The 18,677-nt window shown below is 52.2% G+C and carries 16 protein-coding genes and 1 tRNA gene; 8 read left to right on the top strand and 9 right to left on the bottom strand.

Going from position 1 to position 18,677, the window contains the following annotated elements; genetic code table 11:
• Positions 1-25 precede the first annotated feature (25 nt).
• The 4 genes from pssA to rluD form a co-directional block, all read right to left on the bottom strand.
• Complete coding sequence (gene pssA, locus IDSA_RS11100; RefSeq protein WP_034776992.1) at positions 26-871, bottom strand: CDP-diacylglycerol--serine O-phosphatidyltransferase; 846 nt, start codon at positions 869-871, stop codon at positions 26-28.
• A gap of 110 nt (positions 872-981) precedes the next feature.
• The gene (gene clpB / locus IDSA_RS11095; RefSeq protein ID WP_034776990.1) at positions 982-3,555 is read right to left on the bottom strand and encodes an ATP-dependent chaperone ClpB; all 2,574 of its coding nucleotides are present in this window, start codon (positions 3,553-3,555) and stop codon (positions 982-984) included.
• An 81-nt stretch (positions 3,556-3,636) separates the two neighbouring features.
• Positions 3,637-4,359, bottom strand: coding sequence for a peptidoglycan editing factor PgeF (gene pgeF, locus IDSA_RS11090; RefSeq protein ID WP_034776988.1), 723 nt, complete (start codon positions 4,357-4,359; stop codon positions 3,637-3,639).
• Positions 4,352-5,320: a 23S rRNA pseudouridine(1911/1915/1917) synthase RluD gene (rluD, locus tag IDSA_RS11085; protein ID WP_034776986.1), complete on the bottom strand. Its 969-nt coding sequence runs from the start codon at positions 5,318-5,320 to the stop codon at positions 4,352-4,354. Before rluD ends, pgeF begins: the two co-directional genes overlap by 8 nt.
• A 127-nt stretch (positions 5,321-5,447) precedes the next feature.
• On the opposite strand from rluD, the gene IDSA_RS11080 reads away from it, so the two are divergent.
• Positions 5,448-6,203, top strand: a complete 756-nt coding sequence (locus IDSA_RS11080) for an outer membrane protein assembly factor BamD (RefSeq protein ID WP_034776984.1) — start codon at positions 5,448-5,450, stop codon at positions 6,201-6,203.
• A gap of 33 nt (positions 6,204-6,236) precedes the next feature.
• Here the strand turns inward: IDSA_RS11080 and glnB are convergent, their stop codons facing one another.
• The 4 genes from glnB to IDSA_RS11060 all read right to left on the bottom strand — a co-directional run bounded on the left by glnB (position 6,237) and on the right by IDSA_RS11060 (position 9,446).
• A complete protein-coding gene (gene glnB / locus IDSA_RS11075; protein ID WP_034776982.1) occupies positions 6,237-6,575 on the bottom strand; it encodes a nitrogen regulatory protein P-II in 339 nt (112 codons plus the stop codon).
• On the bottom strand, positions 6,572-8,218 hold the full coding sequence (locus tag IDSA_RS11070; protein WP_034776980.1) for an NAD+ synthase: 1,647 nt from the start codon (positions 8,216-8,218) through the stop codon (positions 6,572-6,574). The genes glnB and IDSA_RS11070 overlap by 4 nt, the downstream gene beginning before the upstream one ends.
• A gap of 66 nt (positions 8,219-8,284) precedes the next feature.
• Positions 8,285-8,818, bottom strand: coding sequence for a DUF1285 domain-containing protein (locus tag IDSA_RS11065; RefSeq protein ID WP_034776978.1), 534 nt, complete (start codon positions 8,816-8,818; stop codon positions 8,285-8,287).
• 1 nt (position 8,819) lies between these two features.
• The gene (locus IDSA_RS11060) at positions 8,820-9,446 is read right to left on the bottom strand and encodes a LuxR C-terminal-related transcriptional regulator (RefSeq protein ID WP_034776976.1); all 627 of its coding nucleotides are present in this window, start codon (positions 9,444-9,446) and stop codon (positions 8,820-8,822) included.
• A gap of 193 nt (positions 9,447-9,639) precedes the next feature.
• Between IDSA_RS11060 and IDSA_RS11055 the strand changes: the two genes are divergently transcribed.
• On the top strand, positions 9,640-11,319 hold the full coding sequence (locus tag IDSA_RS11055) for an amidohydrolase (protein WP_034776974.1): 1,680 nt from the start codon (positions 9,640-9,642) through the stop codon (positions 11,317-11,319).
• Positions 11,320-11,338: 19 nt separating this feature from the next.
• Complete coding sequence (pdxH, locus tag IDSA_RS11050) at positions 11,339-11,977, top strand: pyridoxamine 5'-phosphate oxidase (RefSeq protein ID WP_034776972.1); 639 nt, start codon at positions 11,339-11,341, stop codon at positions 11,975-11,977.
• Between the two features lie 6 nt (positions 11,978-11,983).
• On the opposite strand, the gene IDSA_RS11045 is transcribed toward pdxH, so the two are convergent.
• Positions 11,984-13,051: an Ldh family oxidoreductase gene (locus IDSA_RS11045; protein WP_034776970.1), complete on the bottom strand. Its 1,068-nt coding sequence runs from the start codon at positions 13,049-13,051 to the stop codon at positions 11,984-11,986.
• Between the two features lie 70 nt (positions 13,052-13,121).
• On the opposite strand from IDSA_RS11045, the gene IDSA_RS11040 reads away from it, so the two are divergent.
• From IDSA_RS11040 to IDSA_RS11020, 5 genes are all read left to right on the top strand, one after another.
• Entirely contained in the window at positions 13,122-14,150 is a 1,029-nt protein-coding gene (locus IDSA_RS11040; RefSeq protein WP_034776968.1) for an ATP-dependent 6-phosphofructokinase, read from the top strand.
• Positions 14,151-14,230: 80 nt separating this feature from the next.
• On the top strand, positions 14,231-15,166 hold the full coding sequence (gene speB, locus IDSA_RS11035; RefSeq protein ID WP_232221304.1) for an agmatinase: 936 nt from the start codon (positions 14,231-14,233) through the stop codon (positions 15,164-15,166).
• Positions 15,166-17,073 carry a biosynthetic arginine decarboxylase gene (gene speA / locus IDSA_RS11030; RefSeq protein ID WP_034776967.1) on the top strand — a complete coding sequence of 636 codons (1,908 nt, stop codon included), beginning with the start codon at positions 15,166-15,168 and terminating at the stop codon, positions 17,071-17,073. The genes speB and speA overlap by 1 nt, the downstream gene beginning before the upstream one ends.
• A 94-nt stretch (positions 17,074-17,167) precedes the next feature.
• Positions 17,168-17,243: transfer RNA gene (locus tag IDSA_RS11025), tRNA-Phe, on the top strand.
• A 163-nt stretch (positions 17,244-17,406) separates the two neighbouring features.
• On the top strand, positions 17,407-18,660 hold the full coding sequence (locus tag IDSA_RS11020; protein ID WP_332248935.1) for an integrase domain-containing protein: 1,254 nt from the start codon (positions 17,407-17,409) through the stop codon (positions 18,658-18,660).
• The last annotated feature ends 17 nt before the right edge of the window (positions 18,661-18,677 follow it).

Genomic DNA, 18,677 nt, shown 5'->3' with positions numbered 1-18,677 from the left:
CCTAAACTGATCGTTTGCTTATTTTTTATTCAGAACCTTTCTCTGAGCCGGTTTTTTGGCCGGATTCTGAATCTTTTTGTTGCTTATTCGTTTCGTCATCCAGTTCGCCTTCGTCGGTATCACCAATAACATGTTCCAGTTTTAGTTTCTTCACTGAACGATATGTCGTGATTGGCCCCGATAAGGTATATAGGAAAAAGAGACTAAAGAGGACTAAAGAAGGTTCGGTCGCAACGATAACAAAGGCCAAAACCACCAACAGGATAACCACAAAGGAAACCCGGCCACGCCAGTCCACGTCTTTAAATGAGTGATAACGGAAATTACTGACCATTAACAGGCCAGCACAAATCGTCAGTATCGCCGCAAGATAGCTGATATCTGTAGGATCAACACCGTACTTGCTGCCTACCCAGACAGCGCCACCGACCAAAGCCGCGGCGCTGGGAATTGCCAGACCCTGGAAGTAGCGTTTATCGGCGGTACCCAGATTCGTATTAAAACGTGCCAGCCGCAACGCGCCGCCCGCGACAAAAATAAATGCTGCCAACCAGCCAAGCTTACCTAAGTCTGCCAGCGCCCAGTTGTACATCACCAATGCCGGAGCCATACCAAAGGAAACAATATCGGCCATGCTGTCATATTCAGCGCCAAAATCACTTTCGGTATTTGTCATCCGTGCTACGCGGCCATCAAGCCCGTCAAATACCATAGCGATAAAAATCGCAACAGCAGCAGACTCAAAATTGTTATTCATCGATGCGACAATTGCGAAAAAGCCGGAAAACAGGCCTGCAGTAGTCAGCAAATTGGGAAGCAGAAAAATACCGCGATTCTTGGTATTAGCTCGTTGCTCATTATTATTTGGCATTTTGGCATCCTTAGTTCGATACAGCCTGGCGCCCCGACTCCTTATGAATCAGGGTCGCACAGGATAGCATAGCTTAACAGCAGCAATAAACAGCCGCTGTTAGCCCGCACTTACTGACTGATGGACAGTTCACCATCCACTTTGTCAATAATAATAGTCCGACCTGGAATAAGTTCGCCGGCCAGCATCTTCTGCGCCAGCGGGTTTTCAAGTCGCTGCTGTATCGCCCGTTTTAAGGGCCGCGCACCAAATACCGGATCAAAGCCTTCGGCAGCCAGCAGATCCAGCGCCTCATCACTGATTTGTACCTGATAGTCACGCTCAGCAAGACGGTCATACAGCCGCTGCAGCTGAATCCGCGCAATATTACGGATGTGATTCTTCGCCAGTGGATGAAACACCACAGTTTCATCAATCCGGTTTAAAAACTCAGGCCGGAAGTGGTGATGCAGAATACCGGTAACGTCCGCCTTCATCTGCTCATAACTTTGCTCATGAGCTTTCTCCTGGATCATATCCGAGCCCAGGTTTGACGTCATAATGATGACCGTATTGCGGAAATCCACTGTACGCCCCTGCCCGTCGGTAAGACGTCCGTCGTCCAGTACTTGCAACAGGATGTTAAATACATCCGGATGCGCCTTCTCAACTTCATCAAGTAATAGTACTGAATATGGCCGGCGTCGCACCGCTTCAGTAAGGTAGCCGCCTTCTTCATAGCCGACATAGCCAGGAGGTGCACCGACTAAACGTGCCACCGAGTGCTTCTCCATAAACTCCGACATATCGATCCGCACCATGGCGGTATCGGTATCGAACATAAAGTTAGCCAGCGCTTTACACAGTTCGGTTTTACCTACCCCTGTCGGCCCCAGGAATAGGAAAGACCCAATAGGTCGCTGTGGGTCAGACAAACCGGCCCGCGAGCGGCGAATAGCATTTGCCACTGAGGTCACCGCTTCATCCTGCCCAACAACGCGGGAGTGCAGTTGGGTTTCCATCTGCAACAGTTTCTCGCGCTCGCCTTCAAGCATCCTGTTCACCGGTATACCAGTCCAGCGCGACAACACTTCAGCTATCTCTTCTTCGGTGACCTTGTTCTTTAACAGGGTCATGGTCTGCCCTTCCGACTCGATCGCAGTTTCCAGTTGCCGCTCCAGTTCCGGGATCTTGCCGTACTGAAGCTCAGACATACGATTCAGGTCGCCGGCCCGGCGCGCGATATCCAGATCGGTGCGCGCCTGCTCTATCTGCGCTTTAATATTCTGGGCGCCCTGTACCGAAGCCTTTTCAGACAACCAGACTTCTTCAAGTTCCGCATACTTACGTTGCAGATCCTGCAGATCATCTTCCAGACTTTCGAGGCGCTTGCGGCTCGCCTCGTCCTCTTCTTTCTGCAGTGCTTTTTGTTCAAGTTGCAGCTGAATGATCCGCCGCTCCAGGCGGTCCAGTTCTTCCGGTTTAGAATCAATCTGGATACGGATACTTGATGCCGCTTCATCAATCAGATCAATGGCCTTGTCGGGTAACTGGCGATCGCTGATATAGCGGTGTGACAGCGATGCGGCAGCGACAATTGCCGGATCAGTAATCTGCACCGAGTGATGCACTTCGTACCTTTCTTTAAGGCCACGCAAAATTGCGATGGTATCTTCGACTGACGGCTCATCAACCAGCACCTTCTGGAAACGTCGTTCCAGTGCGGCATCTTTTTCAATGTACTGCCTATATTCGTCAAGGGTGGTGGCACCCACGCAGTGCAGTTCGCCCCGCGCCAACGCTGGTTTCAGCATGTTTCCGGCATCCATAGCACCTTCTGCCTTACCGGCGCCAACCATGGTATGCAACTCGTCAATGAACAGGATCACCCGGCCCTCTTCTTTCGACAGCTCATTGAGCACGGCTTTAAGACGTTCCTCAAATTCGCCGCGGTACTTAGCGCCAGCCAGCAGTGCTCCCAGATCCAGCGACAGCACCCGCTTATTCTTCAGACCTTCCGGCACCTCGCCGTTGACGATACGCTGGGCCAGGCCCTCAACAATAGCGGTTTTACCAACGCCGGGCGCACCAATAAGCACCGGGTTGTTTTTGGTCCGGCGCTGCAGCACCTGCACCGTGCGGCGGATCTCTTCGTCACGGCCGATAACCGGGTCCAGTTTGCCCTGCTCAGCCCGTTCAGTCAGATCAATAGTGTATTTATCAAGCGCCTGCCGCTGATCTTCGGCATTCTGGTCGCGCACGGTCTGACCGTCGCGCACTTGCGCAATGGCTTTTTCCACTTTCTCGCGGGTTATTCCGAGGCGCTTAAGAATACTACCCAGCTTGCCCTTATCTTCAGTGGCCGCAAGAACGAACAGCTCGGACGAGATGTACTGATCATTGCGCTTCTGGGCAAATTTGTCGCATAAGTTAAGTAAGGTGCTGGTGGCTGCGGAAACCTGAACTTCACCGCCGGTGCCTTCGACCTGGGCTAAGCTATCAAGAGCTTCGGACAACTGTGCCCGCAGACTGGCAACGTCAACCTGCAACAACGTCAGCAGCGGACGCAGCGTACCGCCGTCCTGGTTCAGCAACGCCTGCATCACGTGCACCGGTTCAATAAACTGATGGTCACGGCCCAGCGCCAGCGACTGTGCGTCAGCTATGGCCAGTTGGAATTTATTTGTGAGTCGGTCAAATCGCATAGAAAACTACCTCAATAAAGTTTCATATAACCTGTTACTTAATGTGGGTAATATTTAGGCAATTTCAAGAGGGCAGCGGGATTAATTTTTCCAGATCAGGGAAGCAAAACGGCCAGCGACAGGGGTGCGCCGATAGGAATACCAGCGTTCATCACTATAAGTGCACAAACCGCTGAGGGTGACATCACTAACGCCAGCAAGGTTTAGAACCCGCCTGGCAAGATCGGGCAAATCGGCCAACCATTTATGCTGCGGTTGCGGCAAGAAGTTTTTACTGTCAGTGAGCCCCCTGGCCGCAAACACGTCATAGACATCACCGCCAACTTCAAAATACGGGAGGGTTATTGCAGGCCCAATCCAGGCCCTTAGGTCGGCATTGTCAGTACGCAATTGCTGCAGCGTGCTTTCGATCACGCCCGCGGCGAGTCCGCGCCAGCCCGCGTGTACCGCTGCTATTTCACTGCCATCGCGACTAACCAGTAAAACTGGCAGACAGTCGGCAGTTAATACCGCGCATACAGATGCTGGCTGACGGCTGAATATCGCGTCTGCCGGTGCACCTAAAGCTATTTCAGCAAAATTGCCGGCAACAGCACCATGGTACTGCTGCAGCCAGCGCGGGGTACAAGGTAAGGACAAATCACGCACGAGTTGCCGGCGATGCCGGATAACCGAAGCGGGTTCGGCGAATACGTGTGCAGCAAGGTTACCCGGCGAGGTCACCGTTGAAACTGCCGCAGAAATTCCATCAGGCAACGGCCAGTCGGGAATCAGATAATCTCCCGACAGACTGCTCTTAGTCATGCGGATGTGCTTGCCGGTCACGGCGCAACTGCGCAAGCAGCTCGACAAAATCCGGCGGGGTCGGAGCATCCCAGCTTAGCCATTCGCCGGTAATTGGATGATGCAGTGACAAACGGGCTGCATGCAATGCCTGACGCTTAAAGCCTTGTAGGGTTTGAAGCAGTTCAGCAGAGGCTTGCTGCGGTGGTCGCGGGCGGCCACCATACGTCAGATCGCCTACCAGCGGATGACGAATGTGCGCCATATGAACGCGAATTTGATGTGTCCGCCCGGTTTCCAGCCGCAGTCGCAGATGGGTGTGTGCGCGGAACCGCTCAGAAACCCGATAGTGCGTTACGGCCGGGCGGCCGGAATTTACGACCGCCATATGCGTCCGCTTAGTGGCATGCCGGCCAATAGGTTCATCAACCAGGCCTCCTGCCGTCATCGCGCCATTACAGACAGCTTCATATTCGCGGGTGATCTCCCGTCCCTGCATGGCCGCCACCAGATAGGTCTGAGCCGGAATCGTTTTGGCCACCACCATCAGCCCGGTCGTATCTTTATCCAGACGATGGACGATACCGGCTCGTGGCACCTGATCGATAGGCGGGTGGTAATGTAATAAGGCATTCAGCAAGGTGCCGTCCGGCTTACCCGCACCGGGATGGACAACCAGTCCGGCTGGCTTATTGATAATCAGAATATGGTCATCTTCGTAAACAATATTGAGATCAATAGGCTGGGCACTGTAACGTTGTTCTTCCTCTATTTCGGCATCTACCTGAATTTCCATGCCGGTAAGCACTTTCTCACGGGGCCGATCAACAACCTGCCCGTCGATGGTAACAGAACCGTCGGTGATCCAATTTTTTAGTCTTGAACGCGAGTAGTCCGGGAACAACTCAGCAAGCGCCTGGTCCAACCGTTTACCGTTGGCATGGGAAGGAATAACTCCAGTCAGTAAAATCTGTTCACTCATAAAATATGTTATGGACCTGTGAAAGCAGCCAATGCTGCGTTAGAATGCTTTTAATGAACTGCTAGTGTACCTGTTTGGTGTATCGACCACCAAAAAATTAAATTAACTGAGATTAGAATAACATCATATGAAACTGCGAATTATTCTGGCTTGTCTTGCAAGCATCTATTTAAGCGGGTGCTCTGGTACTCCCGAAAACACTACTGCCGTAGAACCATTAAACGATGCGCAGGCAACATACGAGCGCGCGCGTAACAATATTGCTGCAGGCAATTTCAGTACTGCTGCCCAGACACTACAGGCAATGTCCACCCGCTACCCTTTTGGTCCCTTAGCCCATCAGGTTCAGCTCGATTTAATCTATGTTTATTACAAACTGGCGGATATTGATAAAGCGCTGGCGGCCGTGGATCGCTTCAGTCGGCTGAACCCGAATCATCAGGATATCGATTACGTGCTTTATATGCGTGGCCTGATCAATCAGCGCGCTGATTACAATGCCATTCAGGAACTGGCAGGCATTGACCGCGCTGACCGGGATCCAAGCAAAGCCAAAGAAGCCTTTAATGATTTTGCCCAGTTACTACGCCGCTTTCCTGACAGCAAATATGCAGCCGATGCCCGGCAGCGTATGGTGGGAATAAAAAGCCGCCTGGCACAGTATGAGCTATCTGTAGCGGAATATTATATGAAGCGCGAAGCCTACTTAGCTGCGGCCAACCGCGGTAAATACGTGCTGGAATATTATAGCGATACGCCTGAAGCAGAAAAAGCTTTAGGTATTATGGCAAATAGCTACGGCCGCCTGAATCTTACCGATTTACGTGACAGTGCATTAGCCACGCTGCGCCAGAACTTCCCTGACAGCAGTTACCTGCGCTAACAGACCGTTGACCAGCTGAATAAGACGCAGTTGCTATACTGCGTCTTCGTTTTCCTCGCCAGTCCGAATCCGGATAACCCGCTCTACCGTCGTCACAAATATTTTGCCGTCACCGATCTTGCCGGTTTGTGCCGTTTCCATGATGGCGTCAATGCAGCGTTCTACCTGTTCATCCGGAACCACGATCTCGAGCTTAACCTTGGGCAGAAAATCCACCATATACTCAGCCCCCCGATACAGCTCAGTATGCCCTTTCTGCCGGCCAAAACCTTTTACCTCCGACACTGTCATGCCTGCGATCCCAACCTCTGACAAGGCTTCACGCACATCGTCCAGTTTGAAGGGTTTAATAATGGCTTCTATTTTCTTCATTTCTTAGCCTCCTCAACAAGCTGACGTTCCTGCTCAAAGTGAAAATGGTTGGTGATTGGATAGCGGCGATCCTTGCTAAAGTTTCGCGAGGTAATTTTCGGTCCGGTGGCAGCCTGACGGCGCTTAAACTCATTGACGTCAATCAGCCTGATCACACGAAACACGTCGGCGCGATTGAATCCGGAATCAACAATTTCTTCCGGACTCCAGTCCTGCTCCACATACAGGCTGATGATTTTATCCAGTACCGGATAAGGTGGCAGCGAGTCTTCATCTTTCTGATCCGGAGCCAGTTCGGCTGAGGGCGGACGGTCGATGACCCGCTGTGGAATAACCTCGCCGTTGCGGTTGGCATAGTTTGCCAGCGCATAAACCATCATCTTGGGCACATCTTTTAGCGGTGAAAACCCACCGCACATATCGCCATAAAGTGTGCAGTACCCCACCGCCAGTTCGCTCTTGTTGCCGGTACTCAGAACCAGCGCCCGGGTTTTATTTGAAATCGCCATCAGTATAGTACCGCGGCTGCGGGCCTGCAGATTCTCTTCGGTAATGTCGGCCATAGTACCGGCTAGAACCGGCTCGAGCTGCTGCATAAAACTGTTATAAACCGGCTCAATAGGAATGCTGTCGTACTGAATGCCCAGGTTTTTAGCCTGCTGCAAGGCGTCTTCAATGCTCATTTCAGAAGTATACCGAAACGGCATCATAACCGCGTGGACGTGCTCTCGCCCTAAGGCCTCACTCGCCAGGGCACAGGTTAATGCCGAATCAATACCACCGGATAAGCCAAATAAAACGCCTTTAAAACCATTTTTCTGAACATAGTCACGAATAGACAAAACCAGCGCCTGATAAACCTCCGCGAGGCTATCACCCGGGTGATCCATAGGCAGGTCATCCAGCAAGGTAATACCGGATTTATCGAATCGCAGTGACGCGCAACAGGGCCGACAGTGCGGTAACTCGGCCTGCAACTTACCATCGGGTGTCATCACAAAAGAATGGCCGTCAAATACCAGCTCATCCTGTCCGCCACAATTATTCAGGTAGACAATCGGACAGTTCGCTTCCTGCGCGCGCTGCTTAATCATGGTGACGCGCTGCTTATGCTTTTCATATTCAAAGGGTGACGCGTTAATACTGATCACCCAGTCGATGCCGATATCGGTTAGTTCACGTAATGCTTCGGCACGCCATAGGTCTTCACAAATAACCAGCCCGATCCGATGCCCCTGCCAACTAAAAACACAAGACTCATGGCCAGGAATGAAATAGCGCTGCTCGTCGAAGACCCCATACTGTGGCAACCGATGCTTATGGTAGCGCGCCAGGCATTTACCCCGATGCAACACAGATACGCTGTTAAAAAGTTCGTCGCCAACACAGTGTGGATGCCCGACTATGGCCACGTTATCAACCGCCGCATCGGCAATTTGCTGCACTGATTCATTAATACGGCGTTGGAAATCCGGGCGAAAGAGTAAATCTTCCGGCGGATAGCCGGTGATGGCGAGTTCCGGGAAAATGACAATATCAGACTGATCATACTCAGTCAGAGTGCGGACTATCGTATCGGTGTTTTTGGTAATGGCACCAACAGTAAAATCGAGTTGCGCCAAAGTGACCGTAATCGGTTTCATAAATCGGTGTCAAACTCCACAGAAGACTGGCTGCGCATCATATCCCAGGATGCTGAAACGCGCAAATCAGGCAGCCAGTTCGCCTATCACAAATGACTGGCCAGCGCTTTGAATTATAAGCTGTTTAGTTCCGTTTTGCTGTTGCGCTTCAGCGGCATCAACCCACTGGTAATAAACATTGCGATGCACTTTGGCGACCAACCCCTGACCCATATCGACATACGGATAGTTGTCCCTCAGGATCACCGGATGATTCGCGGATAGTGGTAGTCGATCGCCAATATTCGTGGTGAGTTGCATGACCCTGGGATCGGTATCGGCGATATAGTCCCAACCCACGATAAGAAAAGGCGCATCCTCGACGGTAATTTTAACTTTTTCGGCGGGAGTGATTAAGAAGTAATCGTCGTTTTCGCGGGCCAGTACCGAGGCAAACAGCCTCACTAACTCGATCCGCTGAATGCGGGAATCCTGATAATACCAGTTACCCTGCTCATCGATGCGGATCGGTAGCTCGCCGCAATAGGGCGGATCCCAGAGCTCGGTTGGCGCTTTCTTGCGCTGTTCCAGCGACTGCAAAACATCTTGCAGGTCAAGCATCCTAGTTCACCAGTCGTTTCTGCCTCAATAAATACCACAGCGTTGCTTCGGTGCGGTTCGATACCTTAATCGCTTTAAAGATAGCAGATAAATGAACCCGTATAGTCCCTTCAGTTATTCCGAGTATGGTCGCAATTTCTTTATTCGAGAGTCCCTGTGCCAGCAACTGCATGATCTCGAGCTGCCGCGGTGACAAAAAGTTCTCGGCGCTACCCTGGCGGGAAAAGTTATCATTCAACCGCGATTCGTCCGGCAAATAGCGGTCGTTTTGCAATAAAATCCGAATTGCCTGTTTTGCTTCTTCTGAACTCGCATCTTTCGGCAAATAGCTGCGTACCCCGGCAGCAAGCGCCTGGCGAATATCAGATAGTGGTCGCGGCCAGGTAAACAAGACGATATGCGCTGCGGGTGCCATTTTCTTTATGGTGGCAAGAGTTGGCCGGAGTTCAGCATCTGGCAGTTCCATGTCCAGAAAAATCAGATTGTAGTTACTTTGATGCCGTAAATATTCTTTTGCCAGTTCGAAGGTCGGCGCTTCATAGATCGCAACATCTGATGTGTAACTGGTGATCAGATGGATAAGCCCGGCGCGAATAAAGAACTGCTGGTCAATTATTAGTATTTTCATAGGGGCCTTAGCGCAAGATTCGTTCCCAAAAACAATGAGACTATTGTACACTGTTTAACGATTATTTGCATAGTGCGTGTTGCCAATTTGTAATGCAATGTTAAAAGCAAATTAGATGCACTTCCGCTATAATAAGTTGTACATCGACTAACACTATAAAAAGCCCAACAAAACAACAGGTTGTTAACTTATCATGCGCCCATTCGGAATTCTGCTAATTGTTGCAAATTTGCTGTTTATCAGCGTCAGCCAGGCTGAGACTGTCCTTCTTCACAATTTTAAAGGCTATACGCTGACCGGCTCGCCCGGCGCGGACGCTAAGTTGCGGCGCTTCAGCGCCATCCTGGTCCGGGATGGCAAAGTAGCCGCCATCGGCACCGCCAGTTCGGTGAGCTATTTCAGACCCCTGATTGACACTGAAATCGACCTTCAGGGTAAAACCTTATTGCCTGGTATCATTGACGCGCATGGCCATGTGCTGGGCCTGGGTCAGAATCTTCAGCTTGTCGATTTGCGCGAAGCAACATCGGTTGAAGAAGCCGTACGTCAGGTGAAATCATTTAGCGAACAAGCACCGGTAGACGGCTGGATTATGGGCCGGGGCTGGAATCAGGAGAACTGGACGGTCAGAGAATTCCCTACCGCCGAGGCGCTGGATGAAGCCATCAGTGATCAGCCTGTCTGGCTGACGCGGGTGGACGGGCATGCTGGCTGGGCCAACAGTAAAGCGCTGGAACTGGCAGGCATCGATGCTTCAACCGTGAGCCCCGAAGGCGGCGAAATTATTCGCGACAAACGCGGCCACCCGACCGGTGTGCTGATAGACAATGCCATGGCACTGGTTGAAAAAGCTATTCCGCAGCCGACCAAAGAACAACAACGTAACGCATTGGAACTGGCCTTTAAGCACTTGTTAGCGCGCGGCATTACCAACGTACACGACGCCGGTGTTGACGCGGTCAATCTGCAACTTTATCGTGAAATGGCCGCAGTCGGCGACATGCCGATGCGCGTCTATGCCATGCTAAGTGCCAACGAACCCGAACTGGTATCGATTCTGAGTGAGGGTCCCATTTATACCCCTGACGACCGTTTTACTATGCGTAGTGTCAAAATCTATGCTGATGGCGCGTTAGGTAGTCGGGGCGCTGCGCTGCTTGAACCCTATCATGATGACAAGGACCAGCTTGGATTGCTGGTAACGCAACCGGAGCGACTGCACGACCTGTATCAGATCATTATTCCGATGGGCTTTCAGATTAACACCCACGCTATCGGCGACCGGGCGAACCGGTTGGCACTGGATGAGTTCGAACGGGCCTTCGCCACTATCGGCGGTCGTAACCTGCGTCATCGTATCGAACACGCCCAGGTGGTTCACCCCAATGACCTGAAGCGATTTAAAGAACTGAATATTATTCCGTCAATGCAGCCAACCCACGCTACCAGCGACAAAAATATGGCCGAAGATCGCTTAGGTAAAGAACGCATGAAGGGCGCCTACGCCTGGCAGACGTTGCTTGAGCAAGGGTCAATTATCGCCGCCGGTTCAGATTTCCCGGTGGAACTGGCCGATCCGTTCTTCGGTTTACATGCCGCAGTTACCCGTCAGGATCGGGATAATCAACCTGCGGGCGGCTGGTATCCCCATGAATCCATGACCCTGACCCAGGCGTTCCGCGCTTTCACTCTGGATGCCGCTTACGCCGCAGGCCAGGAGCAAATACTGGGCTCACTGGAGCCGGGCAAGTGGGCAGACTTCATTGTTCTGGATCAAGATCCATTTGCGCAGGATCAGAGTAAACTCTGGCAACAGAAAGTACTGGCCACTTATGTCGCCGGTGAGAAGGTCTTCCCGGCCGAAACTGATTAAAAGCGACAGAGGCATCATTATGAAATTGCACGATTTACGGCGAGATTACGAATTAGCAGAGCTAAAGCGTGAAATTCTCAATGATGATCCTATGCTGCAATTTCAGGACTGGTTTACCCAGGCCAATGAACATGCCGGCCTGCCTGACCCGACGGCGTTTACCCTGGCCACAGTAAACGCTGCTGGCCAGCCGCACCAGCGGACGGTACTGCTGAAGCAAATTGACCCGGACAGCTTCATCTTTTACACCAACTACCAAAGTGAGAAAGGCCGGGATATCGACGCAAATCCGCAAGTCGCTATGCATTTTGCCTGGCTGGTTATGGAACGCCAAATACGTATAGAAGGGTGCGCTGAAAAAGTGGAGCGGGATGCAGTTGATGCTTACTTTGCCACACGTCCGCGGGCCAGCCAGTTAGGCGCGCTGGCATCTGCGCAGAGCGCTCCCATTGCCGAACGCGCTGAACTCGAAGCCCGTTACCAGCAGCTCGCAGAAAAATATCAGGATCAGCCGATTCCAGCGCCGGAAAATTGGGGCGGCTACCGAATCAAACCTAGTCGTTTTGAATTCTGGCAAGGCGGCCGCCACCGGCTACATGACCGCTTCACCTACACCCGAACAGCCGACGGCTGGACCATTCAGCGCCTGCAGCCCTGAGCTTATTCAGATCGGCTCAGGTAACGGCTGCTGACAATGTTCGGCACACCACTGTAACTGCTTCCAGACTGCCGGCGTATACTCCACGCCTCCGTTCAGTTGCCGCTCGCGGGCAGCCAGCGCCCCACTGCCGGGCACCCGCACCGGCTTAGCCGCATCAATGGAGGTGGTTGCAAGCATGCCGTCGACGATAGCCTGGCTCTGGCGCCGGAACTCAAGGGCGTCACCAAAGGCATCCGGATCAATCACCTGTACCCAGACGGTATTGGCATCACCGTCGCCGGCGGCCTGATGACGGCCGTACTGACTGAGTGCCAGGGTCCAGAACTCGCTGAACAGATTCAGGCCGGTGCCTTTGTAACCAAGTTGCTCGCCGCCAAGGGGGGCCAGCACACTGGGAGGTTCCGCCAGAAAGGTGGTGGGATCACAGGTGTAATCGCCAGCCGCGGTGATTAATGCCGCATAAGGCAAATCGCGTTGCTCAGCAATCGCCGTACGCACCTTTCCGGCCGCAGTCATGGACAAACTGATATCAAAAAGTACCGGCGAGGAAGTAGTAGGCACGCCAATTGCCAGCGGATTAGGTGAGAACCAGGCCGATTTTGCGCCAAAAGGCGCCACTGCCTGCTGAGCTGGCGTCGCCGCCATCAGTTGCACCAGCATACCGGCGTCCGTTGCCTGTTCTAAATAAACAGCCAGCGCAGCGACGTGTTGAGTCCGGCGCATAATCACGGTACCGGTGCCGCACTCGCGGGCCATATCGATAGCCGCTGCGATGGCTTTAGGCATGGTATGCAGGCCCGGCAGCAAGTCAGCGTCCCATAACTGGGTTGCCGCCCGCTGTTTTAGCACCCGCGGCTCACCGGCGGGCTTGCTCTGGCCACTTTCGAGGCAATTCAGGTTATAGCGCAGCCGCAACAGCCCGTGGGTGCGAAAGCCGAGCAGATCGCCGGCCACCAGATAACGGGCAATATCGGCTGCTATCTGCGCTGATGCTCCGGCCTGCATTGCACATGCCTGGGCCCAGCGGTTTATTGCCGCCGCATCGACCCGATATATTTTTGATTCGCTCATCGGCCATCTACTTGTTATTGCACGTAAGTTCGATAAGCTTACCAGACTAATAAAAAGAGGAGTATGTTTGGTGTCAACACCTGCAAAAATTCAACGGATTGCTGTATTGACCAGCGGCGGTGACGCCCCGGGTATGAACGCCGCCCTGCGCGCAGTTGTGCTGGCCGGAGAACACTACGGGTTGGAGGTTTTCGCATTTAAGCATGGTTACCAGGGCTTACTGGATAACGATCATATCAGGCTCTGCGGCGCCGATGTGCTGCATATTCTGCAATACTCCGGAACCATTATTAAAAGCGCGCGCTGTAAACGCTTTGTCGATGCTGATGCCGCTGAGCTGGCCGCGAAAAATCTGGATGCGCTGGATATTGACGCGCTGATTATTATTGGTGGCGATGGCTCCTTTCGTGGTGCCGAACATCTGGCGCAGTTCTGGAATGGCCAGATCATCGGCGTGCCGGGTACTATCGATAACGATCTTTATGGCACCGATGCCACCATTGGTTACGCCACTGCTGTCGCCATTGCTATGGATGCGCTGGATAAAATCCGCGATACCGCCGACGCCATGGATCGGGTGTTTATCGTCGAAGTGATGGGCCGCAATGCCGGCTTTATCGGCCTGAGCAGCGCCATGGCTGCCGGTTCCGAACGCATGATATTGCCCGAGCTGCAAAACGACAAACCGCTGACAGTGGCCGCACTGGTCAAACATATCGAACGGGTACAGAAGATTCGTGGTGACGGCAGTTATGTCATGGTCCTGAGCGAGCATCAGTGGCCGGGCGGCGCCGTAGCACTGGCTGAGCAACTGGAAGCTGAATATCACCTGCCCTGCCGGCCGTGTTTATTAGGCCATATCCAGCGCGGTGGTCCGCCGGCTCCTGCTGATCGTATTCTTGCATCAGAGTTGGGCGTTCATGCGGTGGAACTGGCACTGGACGGGCAGACCCGGGTAATGGCCGGGATTAAAAATCATGCGCCTGTGGCCGTGCCGCTGGCTGATACCTGGCAGAAGAAAAATCCGCTGAATAAAAATCTGCTGCGGATCCAGCATGAAATATTCAATCCAGTGAAAAAGAACGGTAACGGACAGTGATAAAGTGGCAATTTAGGTGATTTACGACGATAATATGCCCCCTGAATTATTGCCTTATTTTTAATCGGAGGTGAGTTGCATTGAGCGAATATCAACCTGAACAAATTACCGGCCTTTCGGTAACCACAGATACCCCCGTCCGCGAATTCTTCGGCGCCCGCACAGACCAGGCAGTGTTTAAAGACAGTACCCATATGATTGGGTTTGGCTTTGACGGTACCGCCTGTTTTCGTAAAGGAACCCGTAACGGACCCGACGCCCTGCGTGCGGTTTCTGAGGATATCGAGTCATATTCGCCCTATCTGGATGCGGATTTGCACGACCGTACCTTTTTTGACTTGGGTAATTTGTCCTGCGGCGAAGGTGATGATGTTGAAGTTCAGTGGCAACATGCTTCCGATCAGTTTGACAGCATTTTTGGCGATGTTGGTATTGCTAAAAACCGGGTCCGGATATTAACTCTGGGCGGTGAGCATTCGATTTCCTATGCCGCGGTTCGGAACTACCTGGCCGAGTATCCCGATCTGGTGCTACTGCACCTGGATGCCCACGCTGATTTGCGCGATGGCTTTATGGGATACCATCATTCCCACGCATCTATTATCCGTCGCTGCCTGGATCATTTCGGCGAAGGCCACCAGCTGATTCAGTACGGCATTCGCTCAGGCACCCGCGACGAATACAAATTCATGAAGGAGCAAGGTACGCTGCGAACCTCGCGCCAGGCGTTTCTGGAAAGCGTCGCAGCCATACCTGCCGACCGCCCGATTTATATGACGTTGGATCTGGATTACTTTGATCCCGCTTATCTGCCTGGCACCGGTACGCCTGAGCCGGGCGGCGAGGATTTCCATTCGTATATCAGCCTGATGAAATTACTGCGCCAGAAAAACCTGGTTGGCGCCGATGTGGTGGAACTGTCACCGGAGATCGATCCGACCGGGAACTCCGACGTGTTCGCCGCCAAAGTGGTGCGCGAACTACTGATTATTCTGAATGAAAAAGGAGCCAGTTGATGGCTGATAACTGGAGCATCGAAGACGCCGAAGAGCTTTACGGCGTAAAGCGCTGGGGCGCGGGCTACTTTTCTATTGGCGACAACGGCAGCATTAAAATCACGCCAAACCACCGGCTGCCCGATGTCACCATTGATATGCAGGAAGTCATGGATGAAATCATCGCTGAGGGCATCCAGCTGCCAGCAGTTATCCGGTTTCACGATATCCTGCGCTCACAGGTTGAGATCCTCAATGAAACCTTTGCGCAAACCATTGAAGACGCGAAGTATAACGGCAAATACGTTGGCGTTTTCCCGATCAAGGTCAACCAGATGCGGGAAGTGGTCGAAGAGATCATGGACGCTGGTGAGCCCTACAACTATGGCCTGGAAGCCGGCTCTAAACCCGAGCTGATGGCAGTACTGGCGTACAACGAAAATCCCAATGCCCTGACCATTCTGAACGGCTATAAAGATGAAGATTATCTGACCCTGGCCCTGCTTGGCCGCCAGTTGGGTCGCAAAATGATCATCGTTATTGAGAAGTTCAGCGAACTCGAGATGCTGATCCCGCTGGCTAAAAAGCTTGGCGTTGAACCCATGATCGGCCTGCGTAGTAAGATGATGGTACGCAGCTCTGGTAAATGGGCAGGCTCCAGCGGTGACCGGGCTAAATTTGGTCTCAGCATTACTGAAATACTGAATATCGTCGATCTGCTCAAAAAAGAAGACATGCTGCACTGCGCCAAGCTGTTGCACTTCCATATCGGAAGTCAGTTATCGGATATCCGTAAGATTAAAGAAGCGGTTTCTGAGGGCGCTCGCCTTTATGCCAAGCTGATCCAGATGGGCGTTCCGCTGGAATACCTGGACATTGGTGGCGGCCTGGGCATTGATTATGACGGCACCAGCTCGACCACGGATTCCTCGCGCAACTATTCGACCGAAGAATATGTAGCCGATGTGGTCTACGGCGTTAAACAGATCTGTCAGCTGGAAGATGTACCCCACCCTAACCTGGTCAGCGAAAGCGGCCGGGCCATTACCGCGCACCATAGTTGTGTGGTAACCAATATCGTGGGCGAAATTAAAAATACCGGTGCCCAGTTCGATATTACCCGAGCTGAGGGTGAGCATATCCTGGTAAGCAACATGCGCGAATTAATTACCGCAGCCGACATGCATCCCCAGGAGCGCTATAACGACGCTGCCTCGTTCAAACAAAGCACCTATGAAGCCTTTAAGCTCGGTATTTTGTCACTGGAAGAAATGGCGAAGATCGACACCATGTACTGGCAGATCCTTGCTGAAATACATGATTCACTGGATCGTGAAACCTTTGTATTCCAGGAACTCGAGGAACTCGAAGACATGCTTGCCAGCCAGTATCTGTGCAACTTTTCGATTTTCCAGTCCGCCGCGGATACCTGGGCCATCGGTCAGGTGCTGCCAATCGTTCCGATTACCCGCCTGAACGAAAAGCCGGAAGTGCGTTGCTCCATCGTCGATATCACCTGTGACAGCGACGGTAAGCTGAGCAAGTACATCGAAGGAACCGAAATCAGCGACAACATCCCTATGCATACCCTGCGCAAAGGCGAAACCTACCATGTCGGCATGTTTCTGACCGGCGCCTATCAGGACGTGATGGGCGATATGCACAATCTTTTTGGTCGTCTGACTGAAGTACACATTTACTGCCATGATGACGAAGACGGTGATTTCTATATCGAAGAAGTGGTTCCGGGCACCTCAGCCGAGAAAGTGCTCGAAACCATGCAGTACAACACCGATTATATGGCCAAAACCGTCAAAAAATGGCTCGACCGCGAAGTTCGTAAAGGCAAGATAGCCCCTCGTGAAGGCGTGCGCTGGACCGACTATTACGAGAAATGCCTGGCTGGCACCACCTACTTAAAGGTGTAAAAACAGCCAAGCTGCGTATTTACTGAGCAAACGGTCAAAAACCCCTGAAAAAGCGGTTGACTATGACCCGAAAAACTCGTTTAATACGCCCCACGCCCAGATAGCTCAGTCGGTAGAGCAGGGGATTGAAAATCCCCGTGTCGGTGGTTCGATTCCGCCTCTGGGCACCATTATGATGTTCAACAAAGGCCAGCTACGTACAGCTGGCCTTTGTTTTTTCTGCCCTCCAGCGATTTCGATGTTCAATAACGTTCAACGAGGTATTGCATAATTCACCTCTCGATGTAACATTCTTAGTAACACTGACACTAATTCGCTTTTCGGAGTGTTACAATAAGATGCCCAGAACAACAAAACCCCTTACCCCAACTCAGCTACAAAGCGCTAAGTCCAAAGAGAAAGAATACAATCTCTACGATGGCAAAGGTCTTATGCTGCGCGTTAAACCCAATGGCAGCCCGGCTTTGGATCTTCAACTACCAGCAACCTTTCACCGGCAAACGTAAGAACCTCGGATTAGGTCAATACCCTGCCCTGTCACTTGCCGATGCGCGCAAGAAGCGCGAGAGCTTTCTATCATTGCTGGCGCGCGATGTCGATCCTAAAGAGGATCGCGAAAAACAGCAGCAGGAACGAAAAGCCGCAACTGAAAATACATTTGAAGCTGTTGCTAAGCGCTGGTTTAAAGTACACCAAACCAAAGTCAAAGCAGATACGGCAGATAAGATATGGCGCTCTCTTGAGAATGATGTGATCCCGCGCATTGGGAAGCTTCCTATCGCCTCCATTACCGCGCCCAAAGCCATTGAGGTGATTCAGCAGGTAACAGGCCGTGAGAGCTTCGAAACGGCTCGTAAGCTGGCGCGCAGAATGAACAACGTGATGGTCTTCGCCGTAAACGCCGGAATCGTCCACGCAAATCCGCTAAGCGGCATCAAAGAAATGATTCCTTCAACGAGAGTTCAGAACCGCCCCGCTCTTGCTCCGGGCGAATTACCTGAACTTATGCGAGCATTAAACTTTGCCAATATTAAATTTCAGACGCGCTGCCTGATTGAATGGCAACTACATACTATGGTGCGCCCCGGCGAAGCTGTCACTGCCAAATGGAGCGAAATCGATTACGAAAGCCGGCTATGGGTTATCCCTGCAGAGCGTATGAAAATGCAACGTGAACATCAGATTCCCCTTACGGAGCAGATGCTGGCAATACTTGAACTGATGAAGCAAATCAGTAGCCACCGCGAATATATTTTCCCGTCAATGCGCCAGCCCTTAGAACCCGCTAATAAAGAAACGGCTAACATGGCATTGAAGCGTATGGGTTTTAAAGACCGACTGGTGGCGCATGGTATGCGCGCACTTGCCAGTACCACGCTTAACGAGGAAGGTTTCTCTCCTGATGTTATTGAGGCCGCTCTGGCGCACGTAGACCATAATAAAATCCGGGGTGCCTACAATCGCTCTACCTACCTCGAACAACGCCGTAAAATGATGATTTGGTGGTCCGAACATATAGAAAGTGCCGCCAACGGCAATATGAGTTTAGCCAACGCCCAACGCGGTCTGCGCGTCGTTAACGTTTAGCCAGAAGCCTGGACGAA

Origin of the sequence: Pseudidiomarina salinarum (assembly GCF_000753715.1) — a bacterium.
Taxonomy (GTDB): domain Bacteria; phylum Pseudomonadota; class Gammaproteobacteria; order Enterobacterales; family Alteromonadaceae; genus Pseudidiomarina; species Pseudidiomarina salinarum.
The sequence above is the reverse complement of the archived record's forward strand: the minus strand, read 5'-3'. Positions and strand labels throughout refer to the sequence as shown.